General features: G+C 70.2%; 13 protein-coding genes. 6 read left to right on the top strand and 7 right to left on the bottom strand.

The features are described from left to right. The first annotated feature begins 206 nt into the window (after nt 1–206). On the top strand, nt 207–965 hold the full coding sequence (locus QJS31_RS06695) for an amidohydrolase family protein (protein ID WP_306356367.1): 759 nt from the start codon (nt 207–209) through the stop codon (nt 963–965). Between the two features lie 10 nt (nt 966–975). Here QJS31_RS06695 and QJS31_RS06690 read toward each other — a convergent pair whose 3' ends face one another. Both QJS31_RS06690 and QJS31_RS06685 read right to left on the bottom strand, forming a co-directional pair. Further along, nucleotides 976–1,353, bottom strand: coding sequence for a DUF5313 family protein (locus QJS31_RS06690; protein WP_282779585.1), 378 nt, complete (start codon nt 1,351–1,353; stop codon nt 976–978). Further along, the gene (locus QJS31_RS06685) at nt 1,350–1,823 is read right to left on the bottom strand and encodes a MarR family winged helix-turn-helix transcriptional regulator (protein WP_039811768.1); all 474 of its coding nucleotides are present in this window, start codon (nt 1,821–1,823) and stop codon (nt 1,350–1,352) included. The genes QJS31_RS06690 and QJS31_RS06685 overlap by 4 nt, the downstream gene beginning before the upstream one ends. A 140-nt stretch (nt 1,824–1,963) precedes the next feature. On the opposite strand from QJS31_RS06685, the gene QJS31_RS06680 reads away from it, so the two are divergent. Next, a complete protein-coding gene (locus QJS31_RS06680; protein ID WP_282779583.1) occupies nt 1,964–2,260 on the top strand; it encodes a hypothetical protein in 297 nt (98 codons plus the stop codon). On the opposite strand, the gene QJS31_RS06675 is transcribed toward QJS31_RS06680, so the two are convergent. Further along, complete coding sequence (locus tag QJS31_RS06675) at nt 2,257–4,035, bottom strand: cutinase family protein (RefSeq protein WP_282779596.1); 1,779 nt, start codon at nt 4,033–4,035, stop codon at nt 2,257–2,259. The genes QJS31_RS06680 and QJS31_RS06675 overlap by 4 nt on opposite strands. A 441-nt stretch (nt 4,036–4,476) precedes the next feature. Here QJS31_RS06675 and QJS31_RS06670 point away from each other — a divergent pair, with 441 nt between their 5' ends. Then, the gene (locus QJS31_RS06670) at nt 4,477–5,718 is read left to right on the top strand and encodes a serine hydrolase domain-containing protein (RefSeq protein ID WP_282779582.1); all 1,242 of its coding nucleotides are present in this window, start codon (nt 4,477–4,479) and stop codon (nt 5,716–5,718) included. A gap of 2 nt (nt 5,719–5,720) precedes the next feature. Here QJS31_RS06670 and QJS31_RS06665 read toward each other — a convergent pair whose 3' ends face one another. The 3 genes from QJS31_RS06665 to QJS31_RS06660 all read right to left on the bottom strand — a co-directional run bounded on the left by QJS31_RS06665 (nt 5,721) and on the right by QJS31_RS06660 (nt 8,304). Beyond that, nucleotides 5,721–7,079: a lipase family protein gene (locus QJS31_RS06665; RefSeq protein WP_282779581.1), complete on the bottom strand. Its 1,359-nt coding sequence runs from the start codon at nt 7,077–7,079 to the stop codon at nt 5,721–5,723. Nucleotides 7,080–7,265: 186 nt separating this feature from the next. Beyond that, complete coding sequence (locus QJS31_RS37340; RefSeq protein WP_372341576.1) at nt 7,266–7,532, bottom strand: GNAT family N-acetyltransferase; 267 nt, start codon at nt 7,530–7,532, stop codon at nt 7,266–7,268. A gap of 31 nt (nt 7,533–7,563) precedes the next feature. Then, on the bottom strand, nt 7,564–8,304 hold the full coding sequence (locus QJS31_RS06660) for a helix-turn-helix domain-containing protein (protein ID WP_282779579.1): 741 nt from the start codon (nt 8,302–8,304) through the stop codon (nt 7,564–7,566). 63 nt (nt 8,305–8,367) lie between these two features. Here QJS31_RS06660 and QJS31_RS06655 point away from each other — a divergent pair, with 63 nt between their 5' ends. Continuing rightward, nucleotides 8,368–9,306, top strand: coding sequence for an alpha/beta fold hydrolase (locus QJS31_RS06655; protein ID WP_282779578.1), 939 nt, complete (start codon nt 8,368–8,370; stop codon nt 9,304–9,306). A gap of 208 nt (nt 9,307–9,514) precedes the next feature. Here the strand turns inward: QJS31_RS06655 and QJS31_RS06650 are convergent, their stop codons facing one another. Beyond that, entirely contained in the window at nt 9,515–13,285 is a 3,771-nt protein-coding gene (locus QJS31_RS06650) for a hypothetical protein (protein ID WP_306356203.1), read from the bottom strand. Between the two features lie 159 nt (nt 13,286–13,444). Between QJS31_RS06650 and QJS31_RS06645 the strand changes: the two genes are divergently transcribed. Beyond that, a complete protein-coding gene (locus tag QJS31_RS06645) occupies nt 13,445–14,881 on the top strand; it encodes a phenylacetate--CoA ligase family protein (RefSeq protein WP_306356202.1) in 1,437 nt (478 codons plus the stop codon). Continuing rightward, nucleotides 14,878–15,948: a ThiF family adenylyltransferase gene (locus QJS31_RS06640; protein ID WP_306356201.1), complete on the top strand. Its 1,071-nt coding sequence runs from the start codon at nt 14,878–14,880 to the stop codon at nt 15,946–15,948. The genes QJS31_RS06645 and QJS31_RS06640 overlap by 4 nt, the downstream gene beginning before the upstream one ends. Nucleotides 15,949–15,950 lie beyond the last annotated feature (2 nt).

The raw sequence follows: 15,950 nt of genomic DNA, 5'->3' as shown, positions 1-15,950 counted from the left end.
AGCCGATGAATCACGGCCGCACAGACACCGCCATCCGGCTTGCCGAACAGTGAATCTCACTTGTAGCGAGAACCTCTGTGCTAGTGAGGAAGTGCGGGCGCGTACCGGCGAACAGCCGCTACACCTGCGGAAAGGCGAGAAGAACCACGGTGGCGATCATCGACGTGTGGGCGCAGCACCCCACACCACGACTCATCCAGCACGACATGTTCGATTCACTGCGGCGCTGGGGCGCCCCGCTGCCGACCGAACCACTGCCGGTGTCGGCGACCGTCGCCGCCATGGCGGCCGGTAGCGTGGACATTGCCCTGATCAGCGCCTGGTACGCACCGGAGGGTGTGCTGGTCTCCAATGACGAGGTGGCCGAATTCGCGGCGGCGTCGCAGGGCCGTCTGCTCGGCGTCGCCTCGGTGGATCTGCGGCGGCCCATGGCCGCGGTGCGGGAACTGCGCCGGGCGGTCACCGAGCTGGGTCTGCGGGCGCTGCGTGTGGTGCCGTGGCTGTGGGGGCTGCCGCCCAACGACCGCCGCTACTACCCGCTCTATGCCACCTGCGTGGAGCTGGGCATTCCGTTCTGCACGCAGGTCGGGCACACCGGCCCGCTGCGCGCCTCCGAAACCGGCCGCCCCATCCCCTATCTCGACGAGGTGGCGCTGGAGTTTCCCGAACTCACCATCGTGGGCGGGCATATCGGCTATCCGTGGACCACCGAGATGATCGCGCTGGCCACCAAGTACCCGAACGTGTACATCGACACCTCCGCCTACACGTTGCGCCGCTACCCCGAGGAGCTGGTGCGGTACCTGCGCGGACACGGCCGCCGGAAGGTACTGTTCGGGACCAACTTCCCGATGATCACCCCCGAGCACGCCCTGGCCGGGCTCGACGACCTCGGCCTCGACGCGGAGGCCCGGGAGCTGTTCCTGTCCGGCAATGCCCGACGGGTGTTCGGACTGCCGGAGTAGACCGCGCGGGTCAGCCGCGCCCGTGTCGTGCCTCGTAGGCCGCGCGCTCGGCGGCCTGGCGCTGGCGTTCGCCGATATCGGCGAGCTCCGGGTCCAGGCCGTGCTTGAGCAGCCGGTGGCGGCGGTACACGTACATGAGCGCGATGGTGAAGTACACCAGCGGCAGGTACAGCAGCGCCATCATGGACAGGCCGATCCACAGCGGCCCCGGCACCAGCAGGAACAGGCAGAGCACCGGCAGCACCGGGATCAGAAAGCGCAGCAGGTAGCGGCGCGCCGCGCCCGGGCCGGTCAGATCCGCGAGCACCCAGTCCCGCATATCGGGCGGCAGCGTCGCACCGCAGATATAGCGCACGCGTTGAACGAGATTCGGCTTGCCGGCGCTCACATGTTCTCCCTGTGCATCGGTGCCGCTCGCCGCGCGGCCTTGTTCACGCGGGTGAGCACGTCGCGCAACTGTTCGAGATCCGCCAGGCTCACCCCCAGTCGCTCCACCACGGCGGGCGGAATCCGCTCCGCCTCGCGCCGCATGGCCCGCCCCCGCTCGGTCAGGTCGACCAGCAGCGTCCGCTCGTCGCGGCGATCGCGGCGGCGGGTGATCAATCCGGCCGTCTCGAGCCGTTTCAGCAGCGGCGAGAGAGTGGCCGAATCCAGTTCGATGGCCTCGGCGATGGCCTTCACCGACATCGGCGACTCACCCCACAGCGCCAGCATCACCAGATACTGCGGGTGGGTGAGCCCCAGCGGTTCCAGCAGCGGCCGGTACACCGCGAGCACGGAGCGGTTGGCGACCGCCAGCGCGAAACACACCTGCCGATCGAGGCGCAGGGGATCGTCCGGTGCGTCGCGTCCACTCACGGCCGTGAGCTTAACGCGCTAATAGTTAATGCACAAACTAATGTCCGTCAGCCCAGCACCGGCAGCTCCCGCTCGTCGGCGAGCGCGGAGAGTCCGCGCTGCATGACGCCGGTGCGAAACCCGTGCGGCCCGCGAAGTCGATGCGGTCCGACTCCGCCGTGGGCCGCATCACCTCCCAGTCACCGCCGGGATACACCAGCACCGCCGCGCCCGTCCGCAATGCCGCGCGCGCGTTGTCCGGTGCGGCCGCGAGGGTTCCGTACCTGCGCGACGTCACCCACGCCGGGCAGGGTGACCAGCAGGTCGTGGGCCAGCTCACCGTGTCGATCGGCGATCGGGTCCACCATGCGTTCATCACCACAGACGTGCCCGCCCGCACACAAGCGAAACCCGGTGCGCGAACACCGGGTTTCGATAACCAGAACCGCGAGGCCTAGGGCGTCGGCGTCACACTCGGCGTGGTCGTGGTCGTGGTCGTGGACGACGACGGCGCGGTGGTCGTGGACGACGGCACGGTCGTCGGAACCTCCGACTCCTTCGCGATCGGCGCGTTCGCGGTGGTCGACTCGGCCGACGTGGTCGCGGTGGTCGACGGCGCGACCGACGTAGACGGCGCGGTGGTGGACGACTCCGGCGAGGTCGTGGACGATTCGGGCGAGGTCGTGGTCGACTCGGGCGCAGTCGTAGTGGACTCCGGCGTAGTCGTGGTGGACTCGGGCGAGGTCGTGGACGACTCGGCCGGTGTCGTGGACGGAGCCGTCGTCGATGACGTCACCCCACTCTTCGACACCGTCGTACCGGTGGTGGCACTCGTAGCCTTCGTCGTCGACGTCGTCTTGCTCGCCGCCGCCTGCACCGAGTTGGTGTACCCCTGCACCGCGGGCAGCGGCTCGGCCTTCCGCTCGACCGGCTCACCCGCCTGCGCCTTCTTGGCCAGTTCGGTCAGCCACGCCGCCGCGTACTCGGCGGAGGTCAGCTCCTTGCCGTCCTCGGGCTTGGCGTCGCGCCAGTAGTCGAAGTGGTGTCCGCTGCCGTTGGGGCCGAGCGTCAGGTTGTACGGATCGCTGAGGATCACCGGGATGGTGTTCTGATTGGTCACGATCAGACCGACGATCTCGTTGAAGATCTTCTGCGGCAGATAGGCCAGCGGCGAGAGGCCCTCGGCGGCGACGTTCTCCGCCTGCGCGGGCGCCCGGTGCTCACCCGGCTTGTAGGCCGGGTCCGACACCCGCAGCAGCACTTCCAGGAAGGTTTCGTCGCTGGCCATCCAGTTCGGCTGCGCGGCGATATCGGAGAAGGCGGTCATGGCGATGCGGCCGAGCACGACCGCGACGTCCTGTCCGGTCGCGGGGGTGAGCCCCTCACGTTCGAGCTGATCGGCATTGACCTGCCGACCGACATTGACCACCAGTTGCAGCAGCGAGATGTTCTGCGGTGCGGCGCAGGTCAGGTCGCCCTCGGAGCAGAACGAGGCGATCTTGCCGTTGAGTTTGCCGAAATCACCGCTGGTTCCCGGTAGCGCGCCCTGCCCGGAGATCGGGTTGGCGCCGTTCTGGTACTTGCGGTCGAATCCGTCGGGATTGCTGAACGGATCCTCGGCGCCGATGAACGGGCCCTCACCCGCCTGCCGTCCGGAGTCGGCGAGGATGACCACGCCGAGCACATCGTCCGGATTCACGCCGGACTCCTCGTTGCCGATCTTCATGGCGACGCGGCGCACCACGTCGGCGCCCTCGCTGTAGCCCACGATGGAGAATTTGGTGTCCGGGCAGGCCGCCGAGATCTCGCCCATCACCTGTTCGGTATTGGCCACACCGGTGTTGACGGCGTCCTCGTAGGTGGCCATATTCGCCGGATACGCGATGTACACGGCGGCGTACGAGCCCTGCCCGACATCATCGGACGGCGCGTTGACCACCGGGTCGAGCCATTCGCTCTTGTGGTCACCCGACAGCGCGGCGGGCAACGGGTTCCCGTTGGCGTCCACCAGCAGCGCGGTAGTGCCCTCCTTCGGGGTGTCGCCACGACCGGCCACCGAAATGGTCACCATGTCGTGGCATTCGGTCACCGACGACCTGAGCTGTGTATCCACCACGGGCTGCTCCGATTCCGGAGCCCAGATCACCGCGGCGGCGGCCGCCACACCCAATGTCGTCAGCGCCGCGGCCGCGGACGCGGTGCGGTGCCGCACGAAGAAATCACCGAAGGCCATGCCCTTGATCCCCATTCCAGTACCGATGAGCACACGGAAGGCCCTCCCCGGACGGGCCGTATGTCACCGGAGACGTCGTCGCGGGGCACGGGAACGTTACGGATCGCTAACCGACCGCAATTCCGCGGCGCATCGAATGTGGTTCAGGTCACAGTGATTCGATATGCCCGTGTGGCGACCGCGCGCCCGGCGGCACCCCGCATGCCATGGTGAAGCCATGGCCTCCTGACCCCGTCCGACGCCGAGGAGGTACTGGGTGCGCCGCGCCTGGCTGTCGGCTCTGCACGGCGTCGGGCCGAAGGCCGTGCGCATTCTGGACGAGACGCTCGCCGCGACCGGACGCACGCTCGCCTGACCGCGCGGCCCCGCCGTAGAGCTCGAGACGATAACTGTCTCAGACAATCCTTGTCCATCGTGTGGTATTGCCGCTACCGTTGACACATGGACGCACATCTCCGATCCGAGGTCGAACTCCCCGCCGGAGTCGAAGGCCGCGCCGCCGCCGGGTATGCCTCCGTCGCAAGGCTTTTCGCACGAATGTTCGCGGGCAAGCGAGGCAACGGCGCGGGGCTCGCCGTGTACCACCGCGGTGCGCCGGTGCTGAACATCTGGGCGGGTTCGGCCGACGCCGCGGGGACACCGTGGACCCGCGACACCGGCGCGATGGTGTACTCGGCGTCGAAGGGCGTCACCGCCACCGTCATGCACCGGCTGGCCGATCGAGGGCTCATCGACTATCACGCCCCGATCGCCGAGTACTGGCCCGAGTTCGGCGCGAACGGCAAGGGCGACATCACCATTCGTGACGTGATGACACACCGGTCCGGACTGTCCGCGCTCCCGGCGAACACCTGGGAGGAGATCCTCGACCACGAGCTCATGGAACGACGACTGGCTGCGGCCGCACCGGATCGCTTGCGCGGCAAGCCGATCTACCACGCGCTCACCCAGGGCTGGATGCTGGCCGGAGTGGCCCGCGCCGTCACGGGCCTGTCCATGGCGGAGTTGTACCGCACCGAGGTCGCCGAGCCGCTCGGCGTGGACGGCATCCACCTCGGCCGACCGCCCGCCGACGCGCCCACCGTCACCGCGGATCTGGTCGGCTCGGCGAAAGCGCTGTGCGAGAGCGCATATGCGCGCCCCACCGTCAGCCTGGCCGCCCGCCTGCCCGGCCCCTTCCGCGCCCCGCTGCGGTCGATCTACTTCCCGGGCCTGGAAGCCGCGTTCGCCGGCGAGGAGCCGCCGATTCTGACCACACAGCTGCCCGCGGGCAATGCCGTCTGCACCGCCGACGGGCTCGCCAAGATGTACAGCGCCCTCGCCTGCGACGGCATGGTCGACGGGGAGCGCTACCTGTCGCCCGAGACCGTGCGCACCCTCGAGATCGTGCAGACCATTCAACCGGATCGCACCCTCATCGTGCCGTGTTGGCATCTCGGCTACCACATCTTCCCGTCCCCGCGGGCCCCGCGCGGATACGGCCACCTCGGTGCGTTCGGATCCGGCGGCTGGGCGGATCCGGCCTCGGGCATCTCCATCGGCTTCGTGCACAATCGCATGTCCGTCGGCTGGGTCTCCGCGGATATGACCCTGCTGGCCTGGCTGATTCCCACGATCCTGGCGGGAGCCCGCGGCAGCGTGGCCACCGCGGCGGCCGCCGACGCGGCCACCCACGTGGCGTGACGCTACTGCCCGTCGCTGAGCGGGCGTCCGGTCAGCACCCGCCCGGCGACACCGAGCAGCCGCCGGTAGCCCGCCAGCGCGCCGCTCGAAAAAGCCAGTGACCACACAGTTTTCGGAGCCGAGGGCGGCAGTGGTTTGCCCGCCAGCCGATCGGCCAGCCACTCCGTCACCAGCGGCGCCGCGATGACGGCGAGTGTCACATGCCCGCTGAGCCGGTCGCGCACGTACTGCACCGACGCCCCCGCCGCCCGGTAACGCCACACCTGCTCGTCCATATCCTCCACGGCCACGACGGCGTCATTGGTGGCCTGCACCACCAGCATGGGAAACGCCGGTGCCGAGGTGACCGGGCGCAGCGCCTCGAAGATGGCCTCGAATTCGGGCCGGGTGATCAGCTCGGCGATCGTCACCGCGCTGTGCCGGTCGAGATCGCGGCGCAGGCTGCGGAAGACGATGGGCAGGATGGTGCTCGACTCGGCGTGGGCGATCAACTCGTGGAACGGACCGTCGAAGTGCGAGCGCACGGCGGCGCGCAGATCCGGGTAGGCACGGCAGAGCGCGGACAGCACCAGCACGATGAGCCCCGCGTACACCGTGCCGTTGAGCCGGGCGAAGACACTGCGCGGATCACCGACCGGAGAACCCGCCGACGCCCCGACGATATCGAGCTCCGGCGCGTACTCACCCGCCATTTCCGCCGCCCACGTGGTGGCCAGCCCGCCGCCCGAATAGCCCCACAGCGCCACCGGTGTCCGTGCGGTCAGACCGAGCGGTTCGAAGGAGAGCGCCGCGCGAATCCCGTCCAGAATGCGGTAGCCGGGTTCCCGGGGCACCCCGAAATGTCCGTCCGTGCCGACGTGATCGGGCACCGACAGCACCCACCCGCGCGCCAGCGCGTTCGCGAACAGGAACAGCTCGAGCTGCGGCACCGAGCCGAAGGCCCGCGCGCCCTGCCGCAGGTTGTAGGACGGCAGCCCCTTCGCCACCACGGCGTCGATGGCGCACTGATACGACACCAGCGGCCGCCGCTCCCCCGGCTCGGCGTGCTCGGGAAGCAGGACCGTGGTCACCACCGCTTCCGGCGTGCCGTGCACGGAGGTGGTGCGATACAGCAGCTGCCATGCCGCGATCCGCTGCGGCACCACGCCCAGCAGTCCGAGCTCCACCTCGCGGGACCGGATGACGGTGCCCGGGGCGAGCGCCGCCAGATCCGGCGGCGGCAGGTAGAAGGGGTCGTCCAAGGGTGGCAGCGGCCCCTCGCCGGTCGTGTCACTCGCGATGGCGTCGGCCTCGACGGTCGCGCGCAGCGGCACGACCTCCGATGCGGTTGCCTCCGCGGAGTTGGTGATATCGACGCTCATGGCCGCCCCTCCTCATTTCGTCCGGCGATTGCTCCCGGACCGTAGCAACAACCACCGAACGCCTCCGTAGACCGAAACATGCACAGTCCCAAGGGCATTGCGTACAGCAACCGGGTATCGACACCGATCGGCCGAAGCGATGCGGTGCGACGCGAATGCCGTGCAATCCCGCCGAATAGGGGATTTCTAGGGGCCGATGCGCGCCGAGCGCGCATCGGTCGCGCGTCCGGGCTGGTACGTTTCCAGGTGGCCGGGCAGTCGATCCAACGGACAGCGATACAGACCGGATTCCATCAAAGCTCGGCCATAACCACGGCCGCGTGCCTCCGGGGCCGTCGCGATCGCGAGCAGATGCCAGTGGGGTTCGAGCACATGCGATGTCCAGACCCGAATCGCCGATTCCGTCACCTGGCGAGGCCGTGGAATCGACCACGCAGTCAGCGGATCGTCCATGAACGACCGGGCAATCACGAACCAGCCGATGTCATCGGATATCCAGCGTCACCCGGGCGTTGAGGGCGGTGGTCAGGGAGGCGCCGAAGGTGCGGCGGATGGTTTCGCTTAGGTGGGAGGGGGAGGCGAAGCCGGCGTCGGCGGCGCAGCGGGTGAGGTCGTATCCGGCGGACATGCCCGCCAGCACGATTCGCACCCTGGCCCACTGCCGGTAGCGGCGGAAGGTGGTTCCGGTGTGTGCGGCGAACAGTCGCAGGAAGTAGTGCTCCGACATGCCGGCATCGGCGGCCGCGCGATCGGCGCGCGGATGCGCGGTCGGATCCGCTCGGATATCGCGCATGACCGCCTCGATCCGCGGATCCAGCACGGACGGCGAATCAGGCTGGGAGAGCAGCGCGTCCAGGCTCGGCACGCCCGCGCGGGCGGCGGCGACACAGGCGGCCTCCGCGGCGGGATCGAGGGCGCGCGGCTCGACGGCGTCGCGCAGCCCGGCGATCACGGCGCTGCCCGGCTCGGCGAACACCAGCGCGATCCGGCCCGCCGAGACGATCCGATGCCGAACCCGGGCCTGGACGAAGACGCTGCGGGTGACGAGCGTCCCGTAGTCCTCGGTCTCCACCGTGAAGGATCCGTCCAGGCTCAGGCCCAGACATGCGATGGCGGTGGCATGCATGCCCACGCCCAGATCCGGCCCGAGATATCCGGCGTGCCGGGGCCGCATCCACACCACGGGCGCGACAGCGCAGGTTTGTGAAAGCGCGGCCCCGGTCATATCGGCCAGGCTAATCGGTACCCGGCGCGGACGGCGTCGGCGAGTACGACAGAGGGATGCGCCATGACCACCGACCCACACGCGAAGCCCAGTTGGCGGACCCGAGCGGTCACCGCACTGTTGCGGGCGGGCGGCCAGCGGAAACTGCTCGCCACCCCGGAGGGGGTGCACGCGGAGATCGCGAAGCGCGACCGGCGCGACACCGAGGTGCGCCCGCCCGCCTCCCTGCGCAAGCGGGCCACCGTCACCCGGGAGGACCTCGACGGCTGGCCCGTCTACCGCATCACGCCGAACGACGTCACCACCGACGTCTCGGTGGTCTTCCTGCACGGCGGCGGTTTCTTCCGCGAGATCGTCGGCGCACATTGGAAATTCGCGGCCCGGCTGGCCGCCGCCGTTCCGGCCGAATGCGTGGTCCCGATCTATCCGCTGGTCCCGCACGGCCGCGCCGCCGAGATGGTGCCCACCACCGCCGCCATCCTGGCCCGCACCATCGAGCGGCGCGGTACGGGATCGACCGTGGCGATGGGTAATTCGGCCGGTGGCGGCCTGGCATTGGCGGCCGCGCAGGCCCTCCGCGACCGGGGCGGCCCGCAGCCGTCCCGCCTCGTCCTGATCTCCCCCTGGCTCGATATGACCATGTCCGACCCTGCCCAGGCGGAGATCGAGCCGACCGATCCGCTGCACCTGCGCCCCGGCCTGGCGGAGATCGGCCGCTGCTACGCGGACCGGCTCGCCCCCGAGGACCCCCGGGTCAGTCCGCTGTTCGGCCGCTTCGAGGGGCTCCCGCCGATCACGGCCTTCGCCGGTACCCGCGAAATCTTCGTCACCGACACCCGCACCCTCGCCCGCCGCGCGGCGGAGGCGCACGTGCCGATCGACTATCACGAGGCCCCGAACCTCCCGCACAATTACGCCCTGTTCCCCGCTCCGGAGGGCCGCGCGGCTCGCGAGATCATGGTCGCCGCCTGCCGCGCCCCCGTGCCCGCCGGGCGGCGCTGAACCGACGACCAGCCGCCGGATACCCCCCTCCGATACCCGGTGGCTGGTCTTCGGCGGCGAATCCAGTTAGGACGCAGCCATATTGAATCAGGAATCCGGGCCGCGTTCGGTGAACCGGCAGCGGTTGACCACGGGTGCCGGCACCACGGGCACAGCATGCCCACGAACGTCCGGGTTCGGGCAATATCTTGCCGAAACCCGCGTGCCGTCACGAGCCGGTGCAGAGGTCTTCCGCGGGGACGCCGGGGAGGTACCGCTCCCACTCCTCGGCGGTGAGCGGAGTACTTCCGCCGCCGCACAGTTCGGCCGCCACCCGATCCGGATCGGTCGCCCACAGCTGCACCGTCATGGCGGGTCCGCCCGCTGCCAGCAGCGCACCGCCGTGGCCGTACACCACCTCGTTGACCCGCCCCTCGTAGCCGTTCAGCACCGCGGCCCGGCTCGGTGCGCGCGGATCGGTGATATCCCACACCCAGATGCCGCCGCCCCCACCGCCTCCGGCGACGCGGGTGCCGTCGGGGCTGAAGTTGAGCGTGATGACCGCGTCCGCCGGACCGCGCAGCACCGCCAGCCGCCGCGGCTCGTCCGGGTCGGCGAGGCCGAACAGGCGGACGGTGCGATCGGCCCCGGCGGCCGCGAGCAGTCCGTCCCGCGGACCGAAGGCGACGCTGGCGACGTCATTGCCGAATCCGGTGAGCGACGGCACTTCGCGCGGGCGACGCCGGTCGGTGATATCCCACAGCCGCACCGACTCGTGCGAGGTGGCGACGGCCAGCAGGGTGCCCGACGGGTCGATGGCGACGATCGAGGGCAGACCGGGCCCGACGTCCAGCGTGCCGAGCGGCGCGGGCCGCGCGATATCGCCGACGTCCCAGAGCGTGACGGTCCGTTCGTCCTGCCCCGCCACGACGAGCAGGGTCGCGTCCGGATCGAAGGCGAGCGCGCTGACGAGCCCACGCACACCGGGGATTTCGGCTCGGTGCCGAGGTTGCCGGGGATCACCCAGATCCCACAGGTGGACCCGTCCGGTGCGGGCCCCCACCGCCGCCACCGACCCGTCGGCGGCCAGTGCGACCGCACCGGTGGTCTGTTCCTCCGGTCCGACGCCCAGCGTCGAGTACTCGACGGGTGCGTCGGGTTCGCTCAGATCCCACAGGCGCGGATGGCTGTCGGCCGCACCGGTGCCGACCAGGAGCCGAGTTCCGGTGCGGTCCATCGGCATCTGATAGACCACCGACCGCGCACCGCGCAGTACCGGGCCGGGCAGCGGCCACACCCGGGCCGCACCGTCGATCCCGCCGGTGACGATCCCGGTGCCGTCGCCGACGAACACGACCGACACCACGATCACCGGATTCGGCAGCGTGGCCTCGAGCAGATCACCGTCCGTCGCCCAGATCCGGGTCGTATTGTCCGAACTCGTCGCCGCCAGCCGATCGCCGTCCGGACTGTAGGCGAGATCGTTGACATAGCTGGTGAATCCGGTGAGGGTGGGCAGCCCCACCGGCCGCGCCGGATCGGCCACCGACCAGCGTCGTACATCCCGGCCGCGCCCGCCCGCGGCCAGCACCGTCCCGGTCGGATGGAAGCTCAGCGCGGTGAAATCGTCGGTGCTGCCGTCCGGCCCGCTGTCGTGCACCGGCGTCGGGCCGTCGCGCCGCCGATCCCAGATCCGCAGTGCCGCACCCGCTCCGCCCGCGGCGAGTAGCAGACCGTCGGGACTGTAGGCCACCACCGAACCCTCCGTGGGAAACACCAACGGCGGCCGCGCGACGGGGCGCGCGGGGTCCGAAACAGTCCACCGGTGCACGTCGTTCGTGACGAGCCCACCCCCGGCCAGCTCCGCGCCGTCGGGACTGAACGCCAGATTCTTGACCGGCACCGCGGTCGCGCCCAGCACGGCCAGCGGTGCGGGCGCGTCGCGATCGGCGATATCCCACAGGTGGATGCCACGGTCGGTCGCCGCCGCCAGCCGGCGACCCGCGCGGTCCACCGCCAGCGCGTCCAGCCGCGTCGCACCCTCCGACCCGATCGACACAGCGGCCAGCGACCGCAGCGGAGTTCGTGACATCCGCTCGTACAGCATTACCGACCGGTCCTGACGGCCCACCGCGAACACCTCGCCCGTGGCATCGGCGGCGATGAGCGCCCCGCCCGGTGCCCCCAGCAGCCGCACCGGTGTGTGGGTGGCGCTCGCGTCCAGCACCGCCGAGCGCGCCTCGAGGGTCGGATGCACCCGGTAGGCCGCCAGCGCGAGCTGGGCGGCGAGGGCCGGATCCTTCGCTCGCAGCGTGGCCGACTGCACCGCGATCTGACGCGATCTGGCCTCGTCGCGCGCCCGATTCGCCGTCGATCTGGCGATCAGGGCAACACCCGCCAGCACCATGGCGACGACCAACGCCAGCGCCAGCCCCGCCACCAACCGGCGCAGTATCCGGGTGCGCCGTCGTTCGCTCGCCACCAGTTCTTCCTGATGGGCGATGCTGGCGCGCAGATACTCTCGCTCGTCCCGGTTCAACGCGGTGTCGTGGTCGTCGGTCTCGGCCCACTCCCGCATGAGCGCGAGTCGCCCGGTGCCGAGCAGTGCTCCGGGCTCGCGGTCGGCGTCCAGCCAGGTCCGGGTGGCCTGGGTCAGCCTGCGGTGCACCAGTAATCCGGTGCGGTCGGTATTGATCCAGTCGGTGAGCCGCCGCCAGCCGCCGATGAGGGCCTCGTGTGAGATCTCGATGGTGTCCTCGTCCACGGTGAGCAGCCGATGCGCGGCGAACCGTTCGATCACCGTCTCGACATCGGCCACCGATTCGGTGTCGAAGAACAACTCCCCGTGCTGCACCCGGCGGCGCGTGGACAGCTCCTCCTCCACGCTGACCAGCCGCAGGAAGGCGCGCCTGGCGAGTTCGCGCTGCCGGTCGGTGAGCGTGGTGTACACCGCTTCGGCACTCTGCTGGACAGCACCCCCGATACCTCCGGTGGCCAGGTAGTCGGCGACGGTCATGCGCCGCCGGGTGCTGTGCCGCCACGTCTCCAGCAGGGCGTGCGACAGCAGCGGCAACGCGCCCACATCGTGAGCGGCGGCCGAACCGTGCGGAGCCAGTTCCACCAGCAGCAGGTGTACCAACTCTTCCTCCACCGTCCATTTCGCCTTGCGCGCGGGTTCGACGATCACCTCGCGCAGGGCCGCGGAGGTCAACGGCCGCACCAGCATCGCGTGGGCGGCGAGCGCGTCGAGCAGTTCGGCCTCCTCGGCCACCTGCCGGTAGAAGTCGGCGCGCAGGCCGAGCACGTACACGCACCCGGTCCGCGACCCGGTGATGGCATCGAAGAATTCGCGCCGCTGCTCGAGGTCCTGGCACTGTGTCCACGCCTCCTCGAACTGGTCGACGATCAGGACGTCGACCGTCGGTGCCGCCGCCAGCGCCGCGGCCGGACGCGTTCCCGGCCGCAGCACCGCCACGGAGCGGCCGTGCCGGCACAGCAGGGGGACCAGGCCCGCGCGCAGCAGCGAGGACTTACCCGACCCGGAAGCGCCGACGACAATGAGGACCCGTGCGGGTTCCGAACCGGTGCGCAGGGCTTCGACCCGCTGAAAGAGTTCGGCGGTGGCGTCGGCTCGCCCGAAGAACCATGCGGCGTCCTCGGCGGCGAAGGCGGCCAGGCCGCGGTAGGGCAGCTCGCCCGCCTCGCGCCGACGCCCCGTGGTCGGGCGTACCCGCCGCAGCGCGGCCAGCCACGAATCCTGTTCCGCCACCGGCACTCCGCAGCAACCGAGTACATCGCGAAACATCCGCTCGTTCGCTTCGGTGGGCAGATGCTGCCCGGCGAACCAGCCGCTGACGGTGCCGTGCAACGCACCCGAGCGCTCCACCACCTGCCGCACCGTCAAACCCGCCGACCTGCGCAAAGCGGTGAGGGCGGCGGCGAATTCCTCCCGTGTCGACACTCGACTCAGGTCCGGGCCCCGACCGGCCACGCTGGACATGGCCCGACCCTAGCGAGCGACCCACCGGGCCCGCAGGAGCCGTATGGACCTTGTATCGAGTTCTTTCAGCCGTTGCCGGACCCGTCGGACGATCGTCGCGACACATCCGAATACGGCCGCCGCCACAGGTTTCGGCCGACCAGGGAAGGAGCAGCGATCGTGTCCGCCCCCATCTGCACCCCCGTCGAGGCCGAACCCGGCTTCGCTCGTGCGCTCGATCTGTTCCAGCGCACCGCGCGACATGTGCCCGCGTACGCCGAATTTCTCACCGAGCACGGCATCGACCCGAGCGACGTCCGCACACCCGAGGACTTCGCCGCGGTACCGCCCACCACGAAAACCGACTACCTGCAACGCTATCCGATCGACCGGTTGCTGTGGCACGGCGACATCACCGGCGCGGGCACCTGGTCGTGCAGTTCGGGTTCCAGCGGCCACCCCACCTACTGGCCCCGCGATATGGTGGCGCTGGACGAGGGCGCCGAACTGTACGCCAGGATCCTCCGCCACTGCTTCGAATCGCCGCGCCGGTCCACCCTGCTGGTGATCGGCTTCGCCATGGGCAACTGGATCGGCGGATCCTACACCTACGCGGCCGCACTCGCCCTGCGCCGACGCGGACTGCGGGTATCGGTCATCGCACCCGGTATCGAGCCGGACACCATCCTGAAGAACATCGAGCGGCTCGGACCGCACTACGAGCAGGTGGTGCTCGCCGGCTACCCGCCCTTCGTCAAGGATGTGCTCGACCGAGCCCCGGAAACGGTGCTGCGCCACGATATCCGGCTGCTGCTGGCCGGTGAGGCGATCACCGAGCGGTGGCGGGACCACATGCTGGACCGGATCGGCAAAACCGACCGGCCGACCGAGATCTGCCTCGTCTACGGCACCGCCGACGCGGGCATCATGGGTCACGAGACGCCCACCACGATCGCGGTTCGCCGCGCCGCCCGCGCCGACGCGGCCCTGGGGCGGGAACTGTTCGGCGGCGACCCGATTCAGCCCACCTTCGTCGAGTACGACGCCGGGTATCGCTTCACCGAGGTGGACCCCGACGGGTACTTCCTGTTCACCTCCGACAGCTCGATTCCGCTGGTGCGCTACCGGATCAACGATCAGGGGCGCGTCCTGTCGGCCGACACGCTGGCCGAGGCGCTGCGCGAGCACGGGCACCGGATACCCGTGCGCCCGTCCACCGCGTCCTGCGGATATCTGGCCCTGCATCGCCGCACCGATATCGCCGCGGCCTTCTACGGTTTGCAGATCTACCCCGAGAATATCCGCGCCGCACTGGAACACGCCGAGATCGTGGATGTCGCGAGCGGAAAGTTCGTGCTCTCGGTGCTGAGCGACGAACAGTTCACCCAGACCCTGGCACTGCGCGTCGAATTGCGATCGGGATCCGTCCCCTACCCGGGCTTCCGAGATCGGTTGCGGCAGCGGGTGATCGAGACGCTGGACCGGACCAACGACGAGTACCGCCGCCTCCACCGGACGCTCGGCGCGGCCGCCGAACCCCTCATCACCGTGCACGATTTCGGCTCCGCCGGATTCGGACCCGGTGTCAAACACCAGTGGACGGACACCCGCTCATGATCGAGATCCTGCACCCCGCACGCGATTACGCCCGCATCACGGCTTTGCGCGCCACGGCGTCCGGTTACCGATACGTCGACGGCTGGACCAGCGCACTGCCCGAACTCCTCGCCATCCGGCATCCGCGTCTGGCGGTCCGCCGCAACGGGGGCGCCGACGACTTCGCGGCCCTGGCGGCCATGGCGCAGGCGGCCGGATCGCTCGACGAGATCAGCCGCTACGTGGCCTATCCGTGGCGTCGCGTGCTGGTCCGGCTACCGGACGACGAGCATTTCCACCGCCTGCGCACCGCGCGCAACCGGTGGCTCATCACCGCCGCCGAACAGCGGCTCTGGTCGTCGGCGCCGATCGGCATCGCCGGGCTCAGCGTCGGCGCGTCCGTGCTCACGGCGTGCTCGCTCACCGGGGCGCGGCGCTTCCGGCTGGCCGAGCACGACACCCTGGGGCCGACGAACCTGAACCGGTTGCCCGCGTCGGTCTGCGACCTCGGGGAGCCGAAACTCCTGCTGGCCCAACGGCGCACCTGGGAGATCGACCCCTACACCGAGTTCACGACCTTCTCGAACGGGTACCGTGCCCGCGACGCGGCGGCCTTCCTCGGCCGCGGAGCCGGACGGCTGGCGGTGGTCGTCGAGGAGATGGACGACCTCCCCATGAAGGTCGATATCCGGGTGCGGGCGCGCGCCGCGCGCATTCCGGTGGTCATGGCGACCGATCACGGGGACGGCGCCTTCCTGGACGTGGAACGCTACGACCTGGAGCCGGACGCGCCGCTGTTCGGCGGGCGGGCGGGTGATCTCACCGCGGATCGGGCGGCGCTGACCGACCCGGCCCGCAGGCTGGAGATGGTGCACGCCATCGTCGGTGACGCTGTCTCACCGCGCACCCGCGCCTCGCTGACCGAGGTGGGCCGGACCCTGCCCACCTGGCCGCAATTGGGGACCGCGGTGGGCGTGGCAGGTGCGCTGGCGGCCGCCGCGGCCCGGGCCATCGTCTGCGGTGCGCCGATGCCGTCGGGCCGCTATCGGGTCGATCCGGACGAGTTGACCGCCGCCGTCCGGGCGTGAGC

The sequence above is a fragment of the Nocardia sp. CC213A genome (genome assembly GCF_030766805.1).
GTDB lineage: Bacteria > Actinomycetota > Actinomycetes > Mycobacteriales > Mycobacteriaceae > Nocardia > Nocardia otitidiscaviarum.
The sequence above is the reverse complement of the archived record's forward strand: the minus strand, read 5'-3'. Positions and strand labels throughout refer to the sequence as shown.

Bases quoted from the DNA above. Each gene is read 5' to 3' on its own strand.
- QJS31_RS06695 (WP_306356367.1), top strand. From the start codon at position 207: ATGTTCGATTCACTGCGGCGCTGGGGCGCCCCGCTGCCGACCGAACCA.
- QJS31_RS06680 (WP_282779583.1), top strand. From the start codon at position 1,964: ATGCGGTCCGACTCCGCCGTGGGCCGCATCACCTCCCAGTCACCGCCG.
- QJS31_RS06675 (WP_282779596.1), bottom strand. From the start codon at position 4,035: ATGGCCTTCGGTGATTTCTTCGTGCGGCACCGCACCGCGTCCGCGGCC.
- QJS31_RS06670 (WP_282779582.1), top strand. From the start codon at position 4,477: ATGGACGCACATCTCCGATCCGAGGTCGAACTCCCCGCCGGAGTCGAA.
- QJS31_RS06665 (WP_282779581.1), bottom strand. From the start codon at position 7,079: ATGAGCGTCGATATCACCAACTCCGCGGAGGCAACCGCATCGGAGGTC.
- QJS31_RS37340 (WP_372341576.1), bottom strand. From the start codon at position 7,532: ATGGACGATCCGCTGACTGCGTGGTCGATTCCACGGCCTCGCCAGGTG.
- QJS31_RS06660 (WP_282779579.1), bottom strand. From the start codon at position 8,304: ATGACCGGGGCCGCGCTTTCACAAACCTGCGCTGTCGCGCCCGTGGTG.
- QJS31_RS06655 (WP_282779578.1), top strand. From the start codon at position 8,368: ATGACCACCGACCCACACGCGAAGCCCAGTTGGCGGACCCGAGCGGTC.
- QJS31_RS06650 (WP_306356203.1), bottom strand. From the start codon at position 13,285: ATGTCCAGCGTGGCCGGTCGGGGCCCGGACCTGAGTCGAGTGTCGACA.
- QJS31_RS06640 (WP_306356201.1), top strand. From the start codon at position 14,878: ATGATCGAGATCCTGCACCCCGCACGCGATTACGCCCGCATCACGGCT.